19 protein-coding genes are annotated in these 18,240 nt (G+C 63.4%); 5 read left to right on the top strand and 14 right to left on the bottom strand.

The genetic code is table 11. The features are described 5' to 3' along the window. The first annotated feature begins 8 nt into the window (after positions 1–8). Positions 9–488 carry a peptide-methionine (R)-S-oxide reductase MsrB gene (msrB, locus tag B6S01_RS08485; RefSeq protein ID WP_037469136.1) on the top strand — a complete coding sequence of 160 codons (480 nt, stop codon included), beginning with the start codon at positions 9–11 and terminating at the stop codon, positions 486–488. Here msrB and B6S01_RS08480 read toward each other — a convergent pair. From B6S01_RS08480 to htpX, 10 genes are all read right to left on the bottom strand, one after another. Beyond that, positions 469–2,301 carry a hypothetical protein gene (locus B6S01_RS08480; protein WP_231568082.1) on the bottom strand — a complete coding sequence of 611 codons (1,833 nt, stop codon included), beginning with the start codon at positions 2,299–2,301 and terminating at the stop codon, positions 469–471. The two genes, msrB and B6S01_RS08480, sit on opposite strands and share 20 nt — an antisense overlap. Next, the gene (locus tag B6S01_RS08475; RefSeq protein ID WP_037468800.1) at positions 2,279–2,692 is read right to left on the bottom strand and encodes a GtrA family protein; all 414 of its coding nucleotides are present in this window, start codon (positions 2,690–2,692) and stop codon (positions 2,279–2,281) included. Before B6S01_RS08475 ends, B6S01_RS08480 begins: the two co-directional genes overlap by 23 nt. 10 nt (positions 2,693–2,702) lie before the next feature. Further along, complete coding sequence (locus tag B6S01_RS08470) at positions 2,703–4,229, bottom strand: NAD(P)/FAD-dependent oxidoreductase (RefSeq protein WP_037468798.1); 1,527 nt, start codon at positions 4,227–4,229, stop codon at positions 2,703–2,705. A gap of 127 nt (positions 4,230–4,356) precedes the next feature. Then, positions 4,357–4,695 (bottom strand): UrcA family protein, encoded by a 339-nt coding sequence (locus tag B6S01_RS08465; protein ID WP_037468797.1) that lies wholly within the window; start codon positions 4,693–4,695, stop codon positions 4,357–4,359. A 180-nt stretch (positions 4,696–4,875) separates the two neighbouring features. Further along, on the bottom strand, positions 4,876–6,465 hold the full coding sequence (purH, locus tag B6S01_RS08460; protein WP_037468796.1) for a bifunctional phosphoribosylaminoimidazolecarboxamide formyltransferase/IMP cyclohydrolase: 1,590 nt from the start codon (positions 6,463–6,465) through the stop codon (positions 4,876–4,878). A 97-nt stretch (positions 6,466–6,562) separates the two neighbouring features. After that, positions 6,563–8,332: a heparinase II/III family protein gene (locus B6S01_RS08455; RefSeq protein ID WP_037468795.1), complete on the bottom strand. Its 1,770-nt coding sequence runs from the start codon at positions 8,330–8,332 to the stop codon at positions 6,563–6,565. After that, on the bottom strand, positions 8,329–8,991 hold the full coding sequence (rpe, locus tag B6S01_RS08450) for a ribulose-phosphate 3-epimerase (protein ID WP_037468794.1): 663 nt from the start codon (positions 8,989–8,991) through the stop codon (positions 8,329–8,331). The genes B6S01_RS08455 and rpe overlap by 4 nt, the downstream gene beginning before the upstream one ends. Before the next feature lie 90 nt (positions 8,992–9,081). Continuing rightward, positions 9,082–9,567: a hypothetical protein gene (locus B6S01_RS08445; RefSeq protein ID WP_037468791.1), complete on the bottom strand. Its 486-nt coding sequence runs from the start codon at positions 9,565–9,567 to the stop codon at positions 9,082–9,084. A 35-nt stretch (positions 9,568–9,602) separates the two neighbouring features. Next, a complete protein-coding gene (locus tag B6S01_RS08440) occupies positions 9,603–10,889 on the bottom strand; it encodes an RsmB/NOP family class I SAM-dependent RNA methyltransferase (protein ID WP_037468788.1) in 1,287 nt (428 codons plus the stop codon). 93 nt (positions 10,890–10,982) lie between these two features. Further along, a complete protein-coding gene (gene htpX / locus B6S01_RS08435) occupies positions 10,983–11,909 on the bottom strand; it encodes a zinc metalloprotease HtpX (protein ID WP_174525917.1) in 927 nt (308 codons plus the stop codon). 88 nt (positions 11,910–11,997) lie between these two features. Here htpX and B6S01_RS08430 point away from each other — a divergent pair, with 88 nt between their 5' ends. The 3 genes from B6S01_RS08430 (at position 11,998) to B6S01_RS08420 (ending at position 13,779) form a co-directional block, all read left to right on the top strand. Beyond that, the gene (locus B6S01_RS08430) at positions 11,998–12,171 is read left to right on the top strand and encodes a DUF1674 domain-containing protein (protein WP_081570350.1); all 174 of its coding nucleotides are present in this window, start codon (positions 11,998–12,000) and stop codon (positions 12,169–12,171) included. Positions 12,172–12,364: 193 nt separating this feature from the next. After that, positions 12,365–12,793 carry a hypothetical protein gene (locus B6S01_RS08425; protein WP_037468786.1) on the top strand — a complete coding sequence of 143 codons (429 nt, stop codon included), beginning with the start codon at positions 12,365–12,367 and terminating at the stop codon, positions 12,791–12,793. Positions 12,794–12,879: 86 nt separating this feature from the next. Next, complete coding sequence (locus B6S01_RS08420; RefSeq protein WP_037468785.1) at positions 12,880–13,779, top strand: UTP--glucose-1-phosphate uridylyltransferase; 900 nt, start codon at positions 12,880–12,882, stop codon at positions 13,777–13,779. Positions 13,780–13,849: 70 nt separating this feature from the next. Here the strand turns inward: B6S01_RS08420 and ssb are convergent, their stop codons facing one another. The 4 genes from ssb to B6S01_RS08400 all read right to left on the bottom strand — a co-directional run bounded on the left by ssb (position 13,850) and on the right by B6S01_RS08400 (position 17,361). Continuing rightward, complete coding sequence (gene ssb / locus B6S01_RS08415) at positions 13,850–14,413, bottom strand: single-stranded DNA-binding protein (RefSeq protein WP_037468782.1); 564 nt, start codon at positions 14,411–14,413, stop codon at positions 13,850–13,852. A gap of 78 nt (positions 14,414–14,491) precedes the next feature. Then, on the bottom strand, positions 14,492–16,354 hold the full coding sequence (feoB, locus tag B6S01_RS08410; protein ID WP_037468780.1) for a ferrous iron transporter B: 1,863 nt from the start codon (positions 16,352–16,354) through the stop codon (positions 14,492–14,494). Beyond that, positions 16,351–16,608 carry a FeoA family protein gene (locus B6S01_RS08405; protein WP_037468779.1) on the bottom strand — a complete coding sequence of 86 codons (258 nt, stop codon included), beginning with the start codon at positions 16,606–16,608 and terminating at the stop codon, positions 16,351–16,353. Before B6S01_RS08405 ends, feoB begins: the two co-directional genes overlap by 4 nt. Positions 16,609–16,695: 87 nt before the next feature. After that, complete coding sequence (locus B6S01_RS08400) at positions 16,696–17,361, bottom strand: COQ9 family protein (protein ID WP_037468777.1); 666 nt, start codon at positions 17,359–17,361, stop codon at positions 16,696–16,698. 132 nt (positions 17,362–17,493) lie between these two features. Between B6S01_RS08400 and B6S01_RS08395 the strand changes: the two genes are divergently transcribed. Then, entirely contained in the window at positions 17,494–18,186 is a 693-nt protein-coding gene (locus tag B6S01_RS08395) for an energy transducer TonB (RefSeq protein WP_051908578.1), read from the top strand. Positions 18,187–18,240 lie beyond the last annotated feature (54 nt).

The raw sequence follows: 18,240 nt of genomic DNA, 5'->3' as shown, positions 1-18,240 counted from the left end.
TCGGCATGATGACCCGGCGGCATCTTCTTCTGAACGGCGCCCTTTGCGGTGTGGCCGCGCTGGCTTTCTGGCGGCTGGGCGTGGAAGACGCCGAGGCGGCCTATCCTTTCGCGCTTACCGACACACAATGGCGCAGCCGGCTCAGCCCGCTCGCCTATCAGGTGCTGCGGAAACATGCGACGGAACGACCTTTTACCAGTCCGCTGAACAAGGAACACCGCGCAGGTACATTCAAATGCGCGGGCTGTGCGCATCCTCTCTTCGCATCAAAGACGAAATTCGATAGCGGCACTGGATGGCCCAGCTTCTGGGCGTCCCTGCCACGCGCCGTCGGAACGTCGCGCGACTTTGCCCTGGGCTACCCCAGGACGGAGGTGCATTGCGCCCGCTGTGGCGGTCATCTTGGCCATGTATTCGACGATGGCCCGCAACCGACCGGCAAGCGCTATTGCATGAATGGCGTCGCGCTCAGTTTTGCCGCAGCCTGACCTGATAAACGCGCAGGGACTTCGCGCCGCGTAATGCGACCGGTTTCAGCCATTCGGGTTGTTTCCCGCGATCCAGAATGGCTGCCAGACTGCCCTCATGTTCCTTGGCATAATGCCGGAATTCATTGAGGCCGGTGCAGGCGATCAGATAGTCCGGGCCTTTACCCCCGTCCAGCGCGGTCAGGATCGTGCGTGCCTGTGCTGGCGGCGCAGTGAAGGTTTCGACTACGGCCGTGATCCCGGCGGCATTGCGATGATGGGCCGTGCCGATCACCTTGTGCCGGGTGCGGACCAATATGTCTGGCCCCATGTCCAGCGGAGCAAAAAGCGTCGATGGCGGCAGTTGACGAAGCGATGTGAGCACCCCTGGCGTCCGGCATTCGTTGGCGGTGTTCGGCGTTTCGTCGTTATCTTTGTCCAGCGCTGCCATCGCCGCGATCCAGATAGCGCACAATGCCGCAGGGGTAAGCAGAGCGACAGCCGAGGAAGCGAACACCCGAACCGCGGTTGCCCGTAGCTGCTGCGCGCGCCGAAATAGGTGCAGGATCAGCCAGCCGATCCCCGGCAGGGCGAAAACATGCGCGACCGACATCGCCCGCATCACCAACAGGGCAACCATGGTTGCACTCGTCAGCAGCAGCGCCACCGTCAGCCAGCGGTCGCGGACCTGCGCCATGGCGGCGCTGCGCGCGGCCAGCATCGAACCGGCCAGTCCCGCGATCGGGGGCAGGAGGATCAGGCCAGCCATCGACCGGCCCTGCTCCCAGATCGGTCGCCCTTCCATCACATGAAGATACCAGAGTTTATAGGCGACCGGCCCCAGCGCCTGAAACGGATCGCCTGTCAGGCAGGGGCGGCCCGTCAGGAGGAACAGCGCGGCTGCTGCGGCTCCGCTCAAGCCCGCTGCCAGAAAACGTCCACTGGCCGAGGAAGCCGGGGTGAAATGAAAGGCAAGGGGGGTCGCCACCGCAAAGGCCAGCAGGGGCCAGACATAGGCAGCCGAAAGCGCGTCGCACTGCGCCTGCATCAGCGGGCCGAAACCGCGCAGCAGCGCGAGCAAGAGGAAAGCTCCGCCGCCCAGAGTGGCGGCGTAGGCGACGAACCGCGCCGTTTCACGCCGATCCAGCCATTGCCGGAGCGCAAAGCTTGCCGCGAACAGTGCCGCATAGGGCAGCCCTTCGCTGGACATTTGAAGCCAGATCGCCATGGCCGCGCCAGCAACAATAGCTCCACGCGCCTGACGCCGATCCATCGCACCCGCGAGCGCAATGGTGGCCATCAGGATCTGCCATCCATGATGGTCGATGCGCAGAGGGCCAAATTGCACAAGGATGGTTGGCGTCGTCAGCAGCAGCAGTGGCGCGATCATGGCCACCGGCCTACCCGCGATCCGATCGCTTGCGACATGGAGCGCCCAGACCAGACAGCCCAGCAGAAGCAGCGGAACGATCGAACAGGCGATGATCTCCGCCGCGCTCGCACTTACCAAGGGGCGCAGGAGCAAGATCAAAGCCGCAATCGGCATATCGACGATCCGCGACCAGTGCATGGGCCCACCGGTCGGCGGGCTCACCCGATGCTGGCTGACATCCAGAAAGGGCTGCCCGCTCATCCAGTCGCGCACCTGTTGCAGCCGCATGGCGTCATCAGGATCGCGAAATCCAAGTACGGTCAGCTGCCCGCGCGAGAGCCACAGCAAAATGACGCAACACAGGATCCATGCCGGAATGAGCCAGCGGGGATGCGGCGAAACTTTCACGCTCAATTCCCGCGTCAGGCCGGGCCGGGCGTCAGGCAACAGCGAAGACGCCATATTTCCGGATCGCATAAACCGTCAGGAAACTCACCGGAATGGCAAGGAGTTTGGCAAGGGCTGGCGCAAGCCCCGCAACGCCGAGCGCGCTGACTAGCCCGGTAGTGATGCCCAGACCAACCGCAGCGCTCACCGCGAAGCCCAGCCGCTGCCCGTGCGTGGGCCGCCGGGTCGAGGTGAAGACGAAGCGCACGCTGATCATCCAATGGAGCAAAAGCCCACCGATATAGCCGACCGCCGCCGCAGCGGCAGGCGGCACGTCCATCCTCAGCAGCGCCAGGAACAACAGCATGTCGCCCGACAAGGCGCACAGGCTTGCCAGCAGGTAACGTATGAAAGTGAAGCGCGCGGTGATCGCGCCGGCTAGGCTGCCGATGCGGAAAGATGCCATCGCTGCGCCTTTACGCGGCCTTCAGACGGCTGGGCACCAGGCGCAGGCTGCCGAGCGCGGCCTTCTGGTCCATGGCTTCCTCGCCCCCTTCGCCCGCCTCATGATATTCGGCGTCTTCATTGACGGCCCATGTGTCGAACAGGCGCTGGCCTGCTTCGATGTTGCGCACCGTCAGCATCGCCGTCATCATTGCATGATCCTGATTATTGTAGCGATGCATGCCGTTGCGGCCGACCAGGTGCAGACTGGGATAAAGTTCTTCCAGTTCGCTCCGCATCGCCAGCACATTGGCTGCATAGTCATCGTCATAGACGGGATAGGCCTTTTCCTGACGAACCACTGCGCCACCGACAACGTCATTGGGGTCGCAAAGGCCCAATATGGCCATCTCGCGCTTGGCAAGGGCGATCAGTTCATCATCGCTGGCTGACCAGAGGCCGTCCCCTTCGAAGCAGAAATATTCAAGGCCCACGCAGGCAAGCGCCGGATCGGGCACCATTTCCGGGGACCAGCTGCGGAAATTCTGGATGCGGCCGACCTGCACCTTGGGATCATGGATGTAGATCCAGTTGTCGGGAAACAGGTCGTCAGACCGGATCATCAGCGCCACGGTCAGGAAGTCGCGATATTTAAGCTCCATCGCATTACCCAGTGTCGCGGGCAGGGGATGGATGCGGCCAGCCAGCTCGCGCATGGGCGCGGAACTGATGACATGTGCGGCCTTCAGCAGCACGTCGCCGTCCGGGCTTTGGGCGATCATCTGCCACTGGCCGGTCGTGTCGTCGCGTGCAATCTGCTTCAGGCTGTGCGCCATCAGCACCTTGTTGCCGCCCGCCACCACCGAATCGCGCGCGGCCTCCCACATCATGCCGGGGCCAAGGCGCGGATAGCGAAAGCTTTCCAGCAGCGTCTTCGTTTCCATGCCGTCATTGGGCCGTTTGTTAAGGCCCAGCGACCGCTTCAATCCATCCATCACCGCGCCCCAAAGCGATAGGCCCTTGATCCGCTGGGCGGCCCAGTCGGCGGACATTTCATCGCAGGGCATGCCCCACACCTTTTCGGTGTAGGTCTTGAAGAAAATAGAGAATAGCTTGTGCCCGAAGGCGTTCACCGTCCAATCCTGGAAAGAGCGGACGTTGCGATTGGGCATCAGCCGGGCTTTGGCGAAACTCGCCATGCAGAGCGTCGAGCGCCACACGCCCAGGTTCCACAGCGCCTCGAACGCACGCAGCGGGTAGCTGTAGAATTTGCCTTCATAATATATGCGGCTCATGCGCGGCCGCTGGATGAAATCGTCGGGCAGAATCTCGTTCCAGAGATCGACCACCTCTTTCGATTTGGAAAAGAACCGATGCCCACCAATGTCGAAGCGGAAGCCGTTTAGTTCAACCGTGCGGCTGATACCGCCCACATAGGTGGGGTCTTTTTCGATGACGGTGACCGAATAGCCCTTCTTCGTGAGGAGATAGGCGGCAGTCAGCCCCGCTGGACCTGCGCCGATGATGGCGACGTCCACATTCTCGTCGATATCCGGCATTCAATGCCCCCCGATAGGCTAGCTTCTACCATCGGGAGTGAAGGAAATCATCTAAGGAATGGTTAACGAAGGGGTAAGCATGACGGGGCCGTGTAATGGCGGCCCCGCCTGCCTGCGCCACAGCAGATCAGCCTTGGCGTTGTGCCTGCGCAAGTGCGTCAAGGTCGCCGCGCGCGTCGTCGAGCGCAGCACCGTAGCAGTTGCGGAATTCGCGGGTCGGCTGTTGGATTGAACCGTTCATCCAACCGCACACTTCCTTGGCGGCGCGATTGATGCGCGAATCGGCCAGGCGTGCGCCACGGCTGCTGGCCAGGTTGAGATCGGCCACCGACACGGTGATGCTGCGCGTCTCGGTGCCTGAACGGCCATCGACGATCACATCCATGTCGTTGCTGAGCGCCAAGGCCGAGGCGGGTAGGGCGAAGGTCATCGCGGCGGCGAGCGCCACCATCGTCTTTCTAGTCATCCTAAAAGTCTCCTGCGAACATTAAAGGCTTGCCCCACGACTGCGCGGACATAGGGTCAGGCGGGAAAATAGGGTGCGTGCAGGCAGATGGAAAGATGCCAATCGATGGAAAGTGGCTGAAAACTGCGATTTTTGCGGTTGCGAAAGGAATGATGCTCCCTTCGCAGCCGCCATGTCGGATCAGTGGCGAAAGTGACGCATTCCGGTGAAGACCATGGCAAGGCCCGCTTCATCCGCAGCGGCGATGACCTCTTCATCGCGGATGGAGCCGCCCGGCTGGATGACCGCTGTGGCGCCTGCCTCCACCGCAGCCAGCAGCCCGTCGGCAAAGGGGAAGAAAGCGTCGGATGCCACCGCGGAACCGATGGTGCGCGCTTCGCTCCAGCCCGCCTTCTCGGCCGCGTCCTTGGCCTTCCACGCGGCGATGCGCGCCGATTCAAGACGGTTCATCTGCCCCGCGCCGATGCCCGCGGTGCTGCCGCCCTTGGCATAGACGATGGCATTGGATTTCACATGCTTGGCTACGGTCCAGGCGAACAGGCAGTCGGTGAGTTCCTGATCGCTCGGCGCACGTTTGGTCACCACCTTCAACTGATCGCGCGTCACGCGGCCATTGTCGCGGCCTTGCACCAGCAGGCCGCCCGCAATGCTCTTGATCTGCAACCCTTCGCGGGCCGGGTCGGGCAGATCGCCGGTCAGCAGCAGGCGGAGGTTCTTCTTCTTGGCGAAGATCGCCTTGGCTGCGTCATCGGCGTCGGGCGCGGCGACGACTTCGGTGAAGATGCCGCTGATCGCTTCGGCGGTCGGTCCGTCGAGCGGGCGATTGACCGCGATGATGCCGCCGAACGCGGACACGCTGTCGCATGCAAGCGCGGCTTCATAGGCTTCGATCAACGTGTCCCCGGTCGCCACGCCGCAGGGATTGGCGTGTTTCACGATCACCACGGTCGGCGGGCCATCGCGGAACTCGCTGACCAACTCCAGCGCAGCATCGGCATCGTTGTAATTATTATAGCTCAATTCCTTGCCCTGCACCTGACGCGCCTGTGCGATGCCGTTGGCGGAAGGGCCAACGGGCAAATAGAGCGCCGCCGACTGGTGCGGATTTTCACCGTAACGCAGGGTCGACGCTAGCTTGCTGGAAACAGACAGGCTTTCGGGGAACTGCACCCCCTGATCGGCAAAGGCGAACCAGCTTGCGATCATGGAATCATAGGCGGCGGTGGCGGCATAGGCCTTGGCCGCGAGCATGCGGCGGAAATCATAGCTGGTAGCGCCGCCCTTTTCCGCCATTTCCGCGATCAGGCGGGCATAGTCGGCCGGGTCGGTGACGATCGCCACGCTTTCATGATTCTTTGCTGCTGACCGGACCATGGACGGCCCGCCAATATCGATATTCTCGATGATCTCCTCGCGTTCCGCGCCCTTGGCGACCGTCGCGGCGAAGGGATAGAGGTTGACGACAACAAGGTCGATTGCGCCGATCGCATGTTCCTCCATGGAAGCGACATGCTCAGAGTTGTCCCGCACCGCAAGCAGGCCGCCATGGACCTTCGGGTGCAGCGTCTTGACGCGGCCGTCCATCATTTCAGGGAAGCCGGTAAGGTCGGAGATATCCTTAACCTCCAGCCCCGCTTCCCGCAACGCCTTGGCGGTGCCGCCGGTCGACACCAGTTCGACGCCATGCCTGCCCAGCGCCTGTCCCAGTTCGATAAGGCCGGATTTGTCCGACACGGAAAGAAGGGCGCGCTTGATGGAGACGTCGGTCATGGGTGGTCCTGTGTGCTGCGATGGCTTGCCGCGCCCTTAATCCTGCCGGGCGGATGCGGCAAGCGATAGGAGTGGGCGGGCAGTCGATGGCGGGGAGTTACCCCACCCGCTTGAACAGCCAGCCGACCGTCGAACCGCCGGGCAAAGCCTCTGCGGTGATGACGAGCTGTCGGCTTTCATGGGGCCGCCCCTCGCTGTCCACCCAAAGGCTTTCCTCGATCGTCAGCTTGCCCATATTGGCACGGAATTGCCATATCGCGCCCAGGTCGATGCGGAGCAGCGCGCCCATGCCGTCGGCGGTAGCGGTAGGCTCGACCCCGGGAGCCAGGTGAAAACGCAGCTGCGCGGGTAGCTTGGCCGGCTTGCGGCGACGCGACGCAGGGGTGAGCATATCCTCGCCCCGAATCTCCTTGCCGTCGCTGCTGACCAGCAGCAGTCGGCGGTGGACATAGCCCATGCGCCGGACATAGCCGTCATGGCTGATTTCGATGCGGCTGCCGCTTTCCTGCTCTTGCCGGTGCAGCTCAACCTCGGTCACGCCCCGTCCCAATGTCCCGTCTGGCAGCAGTGCCGTGGAGTTGCTGTCGTCCAGCACCAATGTGCTGTGCGCTGCGGTGGTACGCAGCGCCTGCGCCAGTCCGTCGGGCATCCATGCGCCGCTCAGCGCTGCGCCGCCGCAATTGACGATCAGCCGCTGCGGGCCGTCGCTGATCTCGATCGCGGTGGTGGAGGCGCATCCGGCATCGGCCAGCCTTGCTACCGGCGGGGGCGCGGCATCGACCTGGACGATGGTCGCGCCAGCGACCAGCCGCTGATAGCCCCAGTCGCTCGCCTGCCGTAGCGGCCGGGCGCGGACCCGGCTGGCGCGGACGACCGCTTCGATGGTGGCGGGATCGATGGCGCCAGCCCCCTGCCAGCTGCCAAGCCCGCCATCGCCGTGGGAAAGGCCGAGCAGTGCCGGAACCATCCGGCCCAACGCTTCCGTGATGAAAGGGGGCACCTGTTCGCGGCGCACATCATAAACCGCCCGCACCATCGCAAGCAGCATGATGGCCTCTAACTGGTCCACCGGCGATCGCGATACGATGCCGCCATCGCCATGAACCGCGTTCTCGAGTGCCCGCTTGAGGCCCGCCTCACCGAAAATCTTGCGTGCAGCGCCGCCCGGCAACAGCATCGACGCCGCAACGATCCCGCCCCAGGCGACAAGGCGGGGTAAGCCAAGCGGAGCCTTGTCCGCCCCGCGATCAAGGTGGCGGGCTGTGCGCGCGATGCAGTTGAGCACCAGCGATCGGTAGACGAGGTCGCTCGACGACAGGATGAACGGCGCGTGGGCCGACCAGAAGAGGAGCCGCCAGCCCGCGTTGTCGGCGCGCCAGGCAGGCTCGCTCGGCGTGTCGGAATGCACCTCCAGCCATTTGCGCAGCACGGCCTCGGCGATCGGTGCCCCTTGCTCGCGCGTCGCCGCCGAAGCCAGATCCCGTAACCAGGCGAAGCTGTGCAGATAATCCGCGAAGGCGGGGATCATTGTCATCCGCTCGAAAGTCAGCGTTCCGACCGGCTGTTTCAGCCCGCGAAAGAGGAAGTAACCCGCCCGGATCGCCTGACCAGCCTTGGGATCGCCCGGTATCTCGTCATCCGGCACGGCCAGCAGCTTCAGCGGATATTTGCCCTTGAGCCGCCGTCCATGGATCGGCGTTTTCCAGCTCATCAGGTAAAAGCGGTTGGCGATCCGTTCCGCCAGCGACAGGCCCTTGTCATCCGCGACGCGGATGAGCCGCTTGCCCTGCTCGATTTCATCGTCGGCGGGTTCTGATCCGCCCGAGTCCGGGATCGAGGGGCGGGGGATGCGCCTTCTGTCGCTCACCCGCCCTTGAGCTTCCGGATATTGTCGGCGTAGGCCGCAGGGCCGCCGCGGAATGTCGCCGTGCCCGCGACCAGCACGTCCGCGCCCGCTTCGATCGCGCGGGGGGCGGTGTTGAAGTCGATCCCCCCATCAACCTGCAGGCGAATGTCCCGTCCGCTCTTGTCGATCATCTTGCGAATGGCTTCGATCTTGCGCAGCTGGTTTTCAATGAAGCTCTGCCCGCCGAAGCCCGGATTGACGCTCATCACCAGGATCAGGTCAACGTCGTCGATCAGATAATCGAGCATCTTGGCCGGGGTGCCGGGGTTCAGCACCACGCCCGCCTGCACGCCCAGCGACTTGATATGCTGGATCGAACGATGAATATGTGGTCCGGCTTCGGGGTGGACGGTCAGGATATCCGCGCCTGCCTGGGCAAATGCGTCGAGATACTGGTCCACCGGCGAAATCATCAGATGGACGTCGAAGGGCTTTTTGCTGTGGGAGCGCAGCGCCTTTACCACGCCCGGACCGATGGTGATATTGGGCACGAAATGACCGTCCATCACATCGATATGGATCCAGTCGCAGCCCGCCTCGTCAATGGCGCGAACCTCCTCGCCCAGGCGGGCGAAGTCAGCGGACAGGATAGAGGGCGAGATAAGGATATGACTGGTCATCAACAGTCGGCTCTAGCCGTGCCTCGGGGCTAGGGCAACGCTCCATTTGAACCTTATCCACAGGGATTTTGGGCGAGGGTGTTCGCGCCGTCAGGGTAGGGTGAAGATGGTCGGGTCCAGCCCGCGCGACGCCAGCGATCCGCGTGGCAGAAACTGTTTCGCTCCATGAAGCGCGACGACCCGCGCGCCCTTCAGAATCGGCGCGGTGATGAGGCGCATGGTGCATTCGCCGCCGTCGAGCGGCCGGATATCGACATCCAGCGTAAAGCCGCGGCGGTGACGAATGGCATAGGCGCGCAGTCGCTCCATCGCCTCGCGTGAATCGGGCGCATAGAGCGAAACGGCCAGCGGTCGCGGCACGATCATGTCCCGGTCAATCCCGAACAGGTCATAGACGCCACTGGTCCATGACAGGCTGTTATCGCTAAGGTCGCAGTACCACAGCCCAAGGCCGCGCTCCGCCAGCGCTTCGTCATCGCGTGCGGTGCGCTCGTCAAGCGTTACGGAAGCCAGATGCTGGCGAAGATCGTGCAGCGGCCAGCTGTGATGCAGGGGAAGTGGCTCGGTCGGGCGCACGAGAAACCTTTCTGGCGACTGGCCAACGTCTAGGATTATCCCGGCACGCGAGCAAGCCGTGCAATGAAAAAGCCATCGGCGCCGCCTTTGTCCGCCAGCGTGTCCGGCAGCGTCCGCATCCAGCCTTCCGCGCATGGCGCAATTTGGTCGGGCAGTTCAGCCTGCAACGCGGGTTGAAGCGTGAAGTCCCGATGCTCCTGCAAAAAGGCGCGCACCTGATCTTCGCCTTCCGCCTGTTCCAGCGAACATGTGGCGTAGACCAGCGTGCCGCCCGGCTTCAGCCATTCGGCAACGCGCCCCAGCAATTCAGCCTGCAGCGCCGCAAGCTCGTCAATCTGACGCGGGCCGATGCGATGCAGCACATCTGGATGGCGGCGGTAGATGCCGGTCGCTGTGCAGGGCGCATCGAGCAGAATGGCATCGACGGGAGCGGCGGGTTCCCACTGTCGCAAGTCTGCCGCAACGATGGTGGCGGCAAGGCCGGTCCGCGTCAGATTGTCGCTCAGCCGCTCCAGCCGTTTCTTCGACTGATCGACCGCCGTCACCTGCCATCCGGCGGCTGCAAGCTGCATCGTCTTGCCCCCTGGCGCGGCGCAGAGGTCGAGCACGGTGCGGCCTTCGCCTGCGCCCAACAGCCGCGCCGGGCAGGACGCGGCGAGATCCTGAACCCACCAGGCGCCCTCGGCAAAACCGGCTAGTTCGGTGATGACGGTCTGGCCCGGCAGGCGGACATGGCCGGGCGCGAAGTTTTCGCCGCCCAGCTTTTCCGCCCATGATTGCGTCTCGCTCGCGTCGCGCAGGCTCAGATCGACCGGCGGGCGCACGGCATAGGCATATGCTGCCGCCTGCGGCATGGCCTCGCCCCATTGTGCCGCCCAGCGCGCAGCGACGGTGTCGGGCAGGGTCGGCGGATTGGGCAGCACCGGTTCGGCGCGGGTGACGGTGCCGAAAACGCCGTGGACCAACTTGCGCGGACCGCCATCTACCAGTGGCAGCGCGGTGGCTATCGCGGCATGGGGGGCGGTCCCGAGCGCCAATACCTGGATCAGCGCAATGCGAAGGACCATGCGCGCCTTAGCGTCGTCAGGCAGCGGCTGTTTCGTCGCGCTGTCGATAAGCGCGTCGAGATCGGGCAGGTGACGCAGCGTTTCGGCGGCGATCGCATGAACCAGCGCACGGTCGGCGGGGGGTAGGCCCTGCGCAGCGCCATGCAGCGCCAGTTCGAGCGGGTCGCCCCGCCGCAGCACGGCGTCGAGCAGGCGCAGCGCAGCCCGGCGCGCGGGAAGGCCGGGAACGTCTTCATGTTTGGAATGGCGGGCCATCAGCCGCGCCTAGGCCATATCGGACCGAAATGTAACCTCCGTTGGGAGACTCTGGCGTCGGAGACGCTGGACACGCTGGTCGCAGTATATGCGTCAGTCCCGGCGCAGCGGGTCCAGTGCGCTCGATTTGCGTTGCCTGGCCGCGACGCTCGAAGGCCGTACTGGACTCAACGCCGACAGCGGCGCGCCACCCGTTCCCACCATCGCCTCCAGCGCCGCAATGCGCTTTTCCGTTGCGGGATGGGTTGAAAAGAGTTCGCTCACATGCACCGGCACGATGTATAGCTGCGCGGCGGCCGGATTGCGCTCCGCAACCGGGTTGGGGATCAACTCCGCTTTACCCGAAATCTTCGCCAGCGCCGACGCGAGTGCGCGGGGATTGCCGCTGATCTGTGCGCCTGCGGCATCCGCACCATATTCACGTGTACGGCTGATCGCCATCTGCACGATCATCGCCGCAAAGGGCGCCACAATGACGGCCAGCAGCGTCGCGGCGATATTGCCATGGCCGTTTTCCTGGTTGCCGCCGCGAAAGAACAGGCCGAAATTGGCGAGCATCGATATGGCGCCCGCGATCGTCGCGACCATGGTCATGATCAGCGTGTCGCGATTCTTCACATGGGCCAGTTCATGCGCCATCACCCCTGCCACTTCCTCGCGGGACAGCATGGACAGCAGGCCGGTCGTCGCGGCGACTGCGGCATGGTCGGGATCGCGGCCAGTGGCGAAAGCGTTGGGATGCGGCTCGTCAATCAGGTAGACGCGCGGCATGGGCAGGCCCGCCCGCTGCGCCAGATCACGGACCAGACCATGAAATTCCGGCGCGCTCTGCGCATCCACCTCCCGCGCATTGTGCATGGAAAGCACGATTCTGTCGGCGTTCCAGAAGGTGAAAAGATTCATTCCCGCAGCCACCAGCCACGCGATGAGCGCGCCCCCGCTGCCACCCAGGGTGTAACCCAACGCCATGAACAGCGCCGTCAACGCCGACAACAGCATCACCGTCTTGAAACCGCTCACTTGTCTTCCACTCCTTCGCAGCCCAGATAGCGGGCTGCGCATGAATATGGGATTGCTTGCGCGGCACTGCAATTGAAAGGCTTGGGACATGGGAACATTCAACGGCAAGCGCCCGGCGCATGTGAAGCCGCCTGAGCATCTTTCGAAAAGTCCTCCGATCCCCCAGCCTGATCCTATCGACCACCCTTTGCGGCATCAGGAGGAACTCAGTCCGGTTCGCTATGGAGACTGGGAACGCAAGGGAATCGCTATCGATTTTTGAACCAGGCATTGGCCTCGCCATCGGTTCATCGCTGATTTTGCACGGCTTCCGCTGGCCTGTGCCCCGGTTGCGGGGGGCGTGACCGCCGGGCTCTAGCCTTTGCCGCCATGTTCCGTGCAGGATTCGCTTGGGCAGAGGAAAAAAAGAGCCGGGGTGGGTCGTGAATCATATAGCCGAGATAAAAGTGAGGGCGGTGTCCGATTATGCGCCGGAAGATGCGGCGCTGCTATGTTCCGTGGGTCGTCTAGTCTGTGCCTGGACGATGCTGGAACAAAGTCTGGAGGCGAAGATCGCGATGATGCGGGAAGCGATGGGCGACGTGCGAACCGTCGGCACCCGGATGCGCCCCACCATGGCGAAACTGATGACCGAACTTCGCACGATTGTGGCGATGCGTGACAAGCGCAACGCCAGCGCATTGACGGAGATTTCGGACATCGAGCGACACATGCAGAGGATCGATCGCTTTCGATCGCTCATCATTTGCGGCTTTCAGCAGCCTGCGCCCGGCGGTTTTACTTGCCGCGATGCGCGGAACAATCATACGCATGTCTCGCTTGATCACCTCGATGCGGAGATCGCTTCGCTCGAAACGGTGGCGCAGCGCTTGCTGGCCGTCTAACCGGGCGAGGTAATCCTCCCGCTATGCTTGACCTTTTCGGCGTGGACGGCAAAGCCTGTCCGCGCGCTTAGCGAGAATGGAGTCCCATGCCTTACAAGCCGATACGTAAAGCCGTGTTTCCTGTTGCAGGGCTCGGCACGCGCTTTCTGCCAGCAACCAAGTCCGTCCCCAAGGAACTGCTGCCCGTCGTTGACCGCCCGTTGATCCAATATGCGGTGGACGAAGCACGCGAGGCGGGCATCGAGCAGATGATCTTCATCACCGGTCGCGGCAAGGGCGCGATCGAGGATTATTTCGACATGGCCTATGAGGCCGAAGCGACCCAACGCGAGCGCGGCAAGGATCTGTCTGCGCTGGACGGCACCCGTCTCGCGCCCGGCAATGCGGTATTCCTGCGCCAGCAGGAGCCGCTGGGTTTGGGTCACGCAGTCTGGTGCGCGCGCGACATTGTGGGGGATGAGCCGTTCGCTATCCTCCTGCCGGACGAATTTATGAAGGGCTCGCCGGGGCGCGGCTGCCTCAAGCAGATGGTCGATGCCTATAATCAGGTCGGCGGCAATCTGGTCTGCGCCCTTGAAGTGCCGATGGCCGACACGCCAAGCTATGGCGTCATTGATCCCGGCAAGCGCGATGGCGCGCTGACCGAGGTGAAGGGGCTGGTGGAAAAGCCGGCGCCCGGCACGGCGCCCTCCAACCTCATCCTGCCCGGCCGCTATATCCTGCAGCCGGAGGTCATGAAGATTCTGGAAACGCAGGAAAAGGGTGCGGGCGGCGAGATCCAGCTGACCGACGCGATGGCGTCAATGATCGGGCAGCAGCCTTTCCACGGTGTAACCTTCGATGGACGCCGCTTCGACTGTGGCTCAAAGGCGGGTTATATCGAAGCGAACCTGGCCATCGCGCTGGAGCGTGAGGATCTGGGCGAACATATTCGCCGGTTCGCGACCGCCGAGCTGGCCGCGATGGAAATTGCTGCGGCGGCCTGACGACTTTCTGGTAACAAATAAGCGCCCCGACCGTTGGTTGGGGCGCTTATTTTATGGGCAGGTCAGTGCTTCAGAACGGCACTTCGTCGTCGAGGTCATTGTCGAAGTTCGGCCCGCCAGCGCCGCCCCGGGCGCCACCCGAAGATCGTCCACCGCTGCTACCTCCGCCAAAGCCGCTGCCGCCGCCGCTGCCGCCAAAATCATCATAATCGCCGCCTGAGCTTGCGCCCCAGTCGCTGCCGCCGCCCTGCGATCGTCCGCCGCCTTGGCCGCCACCGCCGCCCGCGCCGTCCAGCATCGTCAGGACCGCGCTCGGCCCCTGCAGCACGACCTCGGTGGTGTAGCGGTCATTGCCCGACTGGTCCTGCCACTTTCGGGTCTGCAGCTTGCCTTCGACATAGACTTTGCTGCCCTTGCGCAGATAGCGCTCGGCGACGCCCGCCAGACCTTCGGAAAAGATCGCGACGCTGTGCCATTCGGTGCGTTCCTTGCGCTCGCCCGAATTGCGGTCCTTCCAGGTTTCGGACGTCGCGATGCGGATATTGCAAACCTTGCCGCCATTCTGGAAGCTGCGGACTTCCGGGTCCGCACCCAGATTGCCCACCAGAATGACCTTGTTGACCGAACCCGCCATAATTCCTCCGATACTTTGGAGGTTCTTATAATCGGCTGGCCTGCGGACGCTACCCCAAACTCCGCCGATATGCGGACGCTACCCCAAGCCGATGGCGGTTGCCGTCCAATATGTCAGGCCGGCGGCCGCGTAGGCCAGGGCGAACAGATATGCGATCATGAAAAGAGGCCATTTCCATCCGTTTGTCTCACGCTTGGTGACCGCGATCGTGGAAATGCACTGCGGCGCAAACACGAACCACGCTAGAAAGGCGAGGGCCGTGGGTAGCGGCCAATTGTCCTTCAGGCGTTCGCCAAGGCTTTGCTCCAGCTTCGCCTCGTCATCGCCCGCGTCGAGCGAATAGACGGTCGCAAGTGCCGACACCGCGACTTCCCGGGCCGCCATGGCGGGGATTAGCGCCAATGATATGTCGCGATTGAACCCGATCGGTTCCAGCACGACATTCAGGCCGTTAGCGATCCGCCCCGCGACCGAATAATTGACCTGGCTGACGGCGCTGTCTTCGGGCGCCTTGGGAAAGCTCAGCAGTACCCACAAAATCACTGTCGATGTAAAGATGATGGTGCCTGCGCGCTTCAGGAAGATGATGGCGCGCTGCCACAGGCCCAGCAGCACGTCCTGCGGACGGGGCCACTGATATTTGGGCATCTCCATCAGGAATCCGCCGCTCGCGCCCTTGGTAACGGTCAATCGCAGCACCAGCGCGACCAGCATGGCGCCGATGATCCCTGCGACGTAGAGGCAGAAGAGCACAAGGCCCTGAAGCCCGATGCCCATGCCAACGTCGCGCGCCGGGATGAAGGCGCCGATGATCACCGCATAGACCGGCAGACGCGCCGAACAGGTCATGAGCGGAGCGATCAATATTGTGGTCAGCCGGTCCTTCGGGTCCGCAATGGTGCGAGTCGCCATGATGCCCGGCACCGCGCAGGCGAAGGAGGATAGCAGCGGGATGAAGGCGCGGCCCGACAGGCCAACCTTTGCCATCAGGCTGTCCATCAGGAATGCGGCGCGGACCATGTAGCCGGTCGCTTCCAGCATCAGGATGAAGAAGAACAGGATCAGGATCTGCGGCAAAAACACGACCACTGATCCCACGCCGTTGATGACGCCATCGACCAGAAAGGATCGCAGCAGTCCGGATGGCAGGGCATCGCTGACGAATGCGCTGGCGGCTTCCGCCAACCCTTCGATCATGGCGATCGGCGCTTCGGACCAGGCATAGACGGCCTGGAACATGACGAACAGCAAACCAAGCAGCAGCAACAGGCCACTTACGGGATGCAGCGCAACGCGGTCGATGGCGGCGGTCAGGCGACGGGACGGGGTTTCCCGCACCACCGCGGCACGGGCGATGCGCCGGGCTTCGCTGCGCAGCATGTCGAAGTCGCGCGCATCTTCCGCAGCGCCAGCCCGCTGTGCGCTGCCGTCGAACATGCTGTCCAGCTCACCGCGCAGATGGTCCAGTCCGCGCTTGCGCACGGCCACGGTCGGTATCACCGGCACGCCCAGTTCGCGCGAAAGGATCGCGGCGTCGAGTTCCAGCCCGTCGCGGGTGGCAAGATCCACCATGTTGAGCGCGATGATGGTCGGCAGGCCGAGCGACAGCAGTTCGAGCGCGAAACGCAGATGATTGTCGAGATTGGATGCATCGACCACCACCACCAGTGCGTCGGGCAGGCGTTCGCCTTGCTGCCTGCCGAGCACGACGTCCCGCGTCACCTGTTCGTCAGGACTGGTGGGATTGAGGCTGTAGGTGCCGGGCAGGTCGACCAGCTCGACGGGGCGACCGTCCGACAGCGACAGGCGCCCGGCCTTTCGCTCCACAGTGACGCCCGGATAATTGCCCAGCTTCTGCCGCGCGCCGGTCAATGCGTTGAAAAGCGCGCTCTTGCCCGCGTTGGGATTGCCGACGAGCGCGATCAGGGGCAGGTTGCTCATGCCGCGACGTCTGCCGGGCCAGTGCGCACCGTGATGGCGGCGGCATGGCTGCGGCGCATCGCGATGGTCATGCGTCCCACCTTGCAGGCAATGGGGCCTCGGCCCAGCAGCCCGCCATGATGGAGCGCCTCGACGCTCGCGCCTTCACACAGGCCGAATTCGCGCAGACGCTGGCCGTCCGAAAGGGACAGCGCGTCCCAGTCTATAATGTCAACATAGGCTGGCTGGCGAAGCGGCAGGTCGGTCAAACGCAAGGGGAAGCACTCGTTAGGATAAGCTGCGAGTGACTATCAATATAGATAGGAAAAGGCCAGACCGAATCGCCGTCGGCGCTTGGCACATCATACTGCCGGGTAACGCAGCCTACCAATAAAGCGGGACAGGCTCAGCCGCTCGCCGCCGCCCGCGCCCTTCCACTTCGCCTTTGCGCGCTCGAACCGCATGACGCCCTCGATGCGGCGGTTCAGGAAGGCGCGGCTTTCCGCCCAATCCTCGCTGTCATCATCGACGAATACGAGCAACGTCGCGGCATAGACTGTCGTGAGCGTCAGGCGCTTGCTGTAATGATTGAAGTCGGTCGCGTTGTCCCCCGCTGCACGCCACATGACGTCCGCAGCCCGCCAGCCGAGCCGCGCTGCCCGCGCGCTGTTTGTCGGCATAGCCATGATCGCCAGGGCGCGGCGCAATGCTTCGCGGTCAGGGGCAAGCAGCTTGAGCCGCGCGGTCACCAGCGCAATGATGCGCTGGCGGATCGACATGGCGTCGATCTTCTCCGCTGGCAGCGCCTCGATCATGCGCGCATCGATGTTGGCGAACCAGGCGTCGATCATGTCCATCGCGCCTCCTGCAAAGGCGAGATGGGCGATGTCGGCGTCGATACCGCCCTCCGCCGCTGCCATTGTTATCGCTTCCTTCCGCCATCCGTCGAAAGCTGCATGGCGGGGCAGGATCGGCGCCAGGAACGCGCGAACTTCGTCCAGGGTGGGATCTTGGGGCAATTGGCTCATAGGGCCATGGTAAGGTCGGGGTGGCTCCCGCACAAGTATGGGCCTGAAAGATAATGTTGCAACATATCATAAGATATGATGTAACATTTCTAATGCTGCGGCAGTCAGACCGCGCGAAAATGGAGGGATGCGATGACGTTCATGACAGCGCATGCAATGGGCGCACAACAGCAATCCGGCTATAGCGGTAAGAGCGGATCGCCTGTTGGGATCGGGGCCACGATAGCAGTTCATGCCGTGGTCGTGGGCGCGTTCATCCTGATGCCGAGAGAGGTTATCGCGCCCTATGTGCCGCAGATACTCATCGGCAGCCAGATACCGCTGGATCCCCCGCCGCCACCTGAAAATCAGCCTTCGCAGCCTCAAAGCAAGTTGCCTGTTCGTGCGAAAGCTGATCCTGGCCCGACGAAACCCGACAGTCTGGTGAATGGTGCGGACAACGGTTCCGGCCTCGTGCTCACCGGCAACGGCGGCGCAGAAGGCTTTGGCGGCGAGGAGATGATCCTGTCCCCGCTCGATCCGCCGCGCGAGCCTGTGATGGTTGAACCGGGGATCGACCCAAAGGCGCTGGCGGCCTTTCAGCCCGATTATCCCGGAACCATGATCCGGCAAGGGATCGAAGGATCCGTCACCGTCTGCGTAACCATCAGTGCCCAGGGTCGGGTGATCGACATAGAGCGGTTGGCCGCGACTGATGAAGCGTTCTGGCTCGCTACCCAGCGGCACGCGCTGCGGAAATGGCGCTTTCATCCCGCGACTCGCGATGGCGTGGCGGTCAGCGGAGCCAAGGTGCTGACCATATATTTCCGACTGACCGACCGGTAAGCGCGTTGGCGCCGGATGCAAGCGGCGGCTTTGCATCCGGCCGCGCCATCCACT

The organism is Sphingobium herbicidovorans, assembly GCF_002080435.1.
Lineage (GTDB): Bacteria > Pseudomonadota > Alphaproteobacteria > Sphingomonadales > Sphingomonadaceae > Sphingobium > Sphingobium herbicidovorans.
Note: the sequence above shows the minus strand (reverse complement) of the source record. Positions and strands in the feature narration are given on the sequence as shown.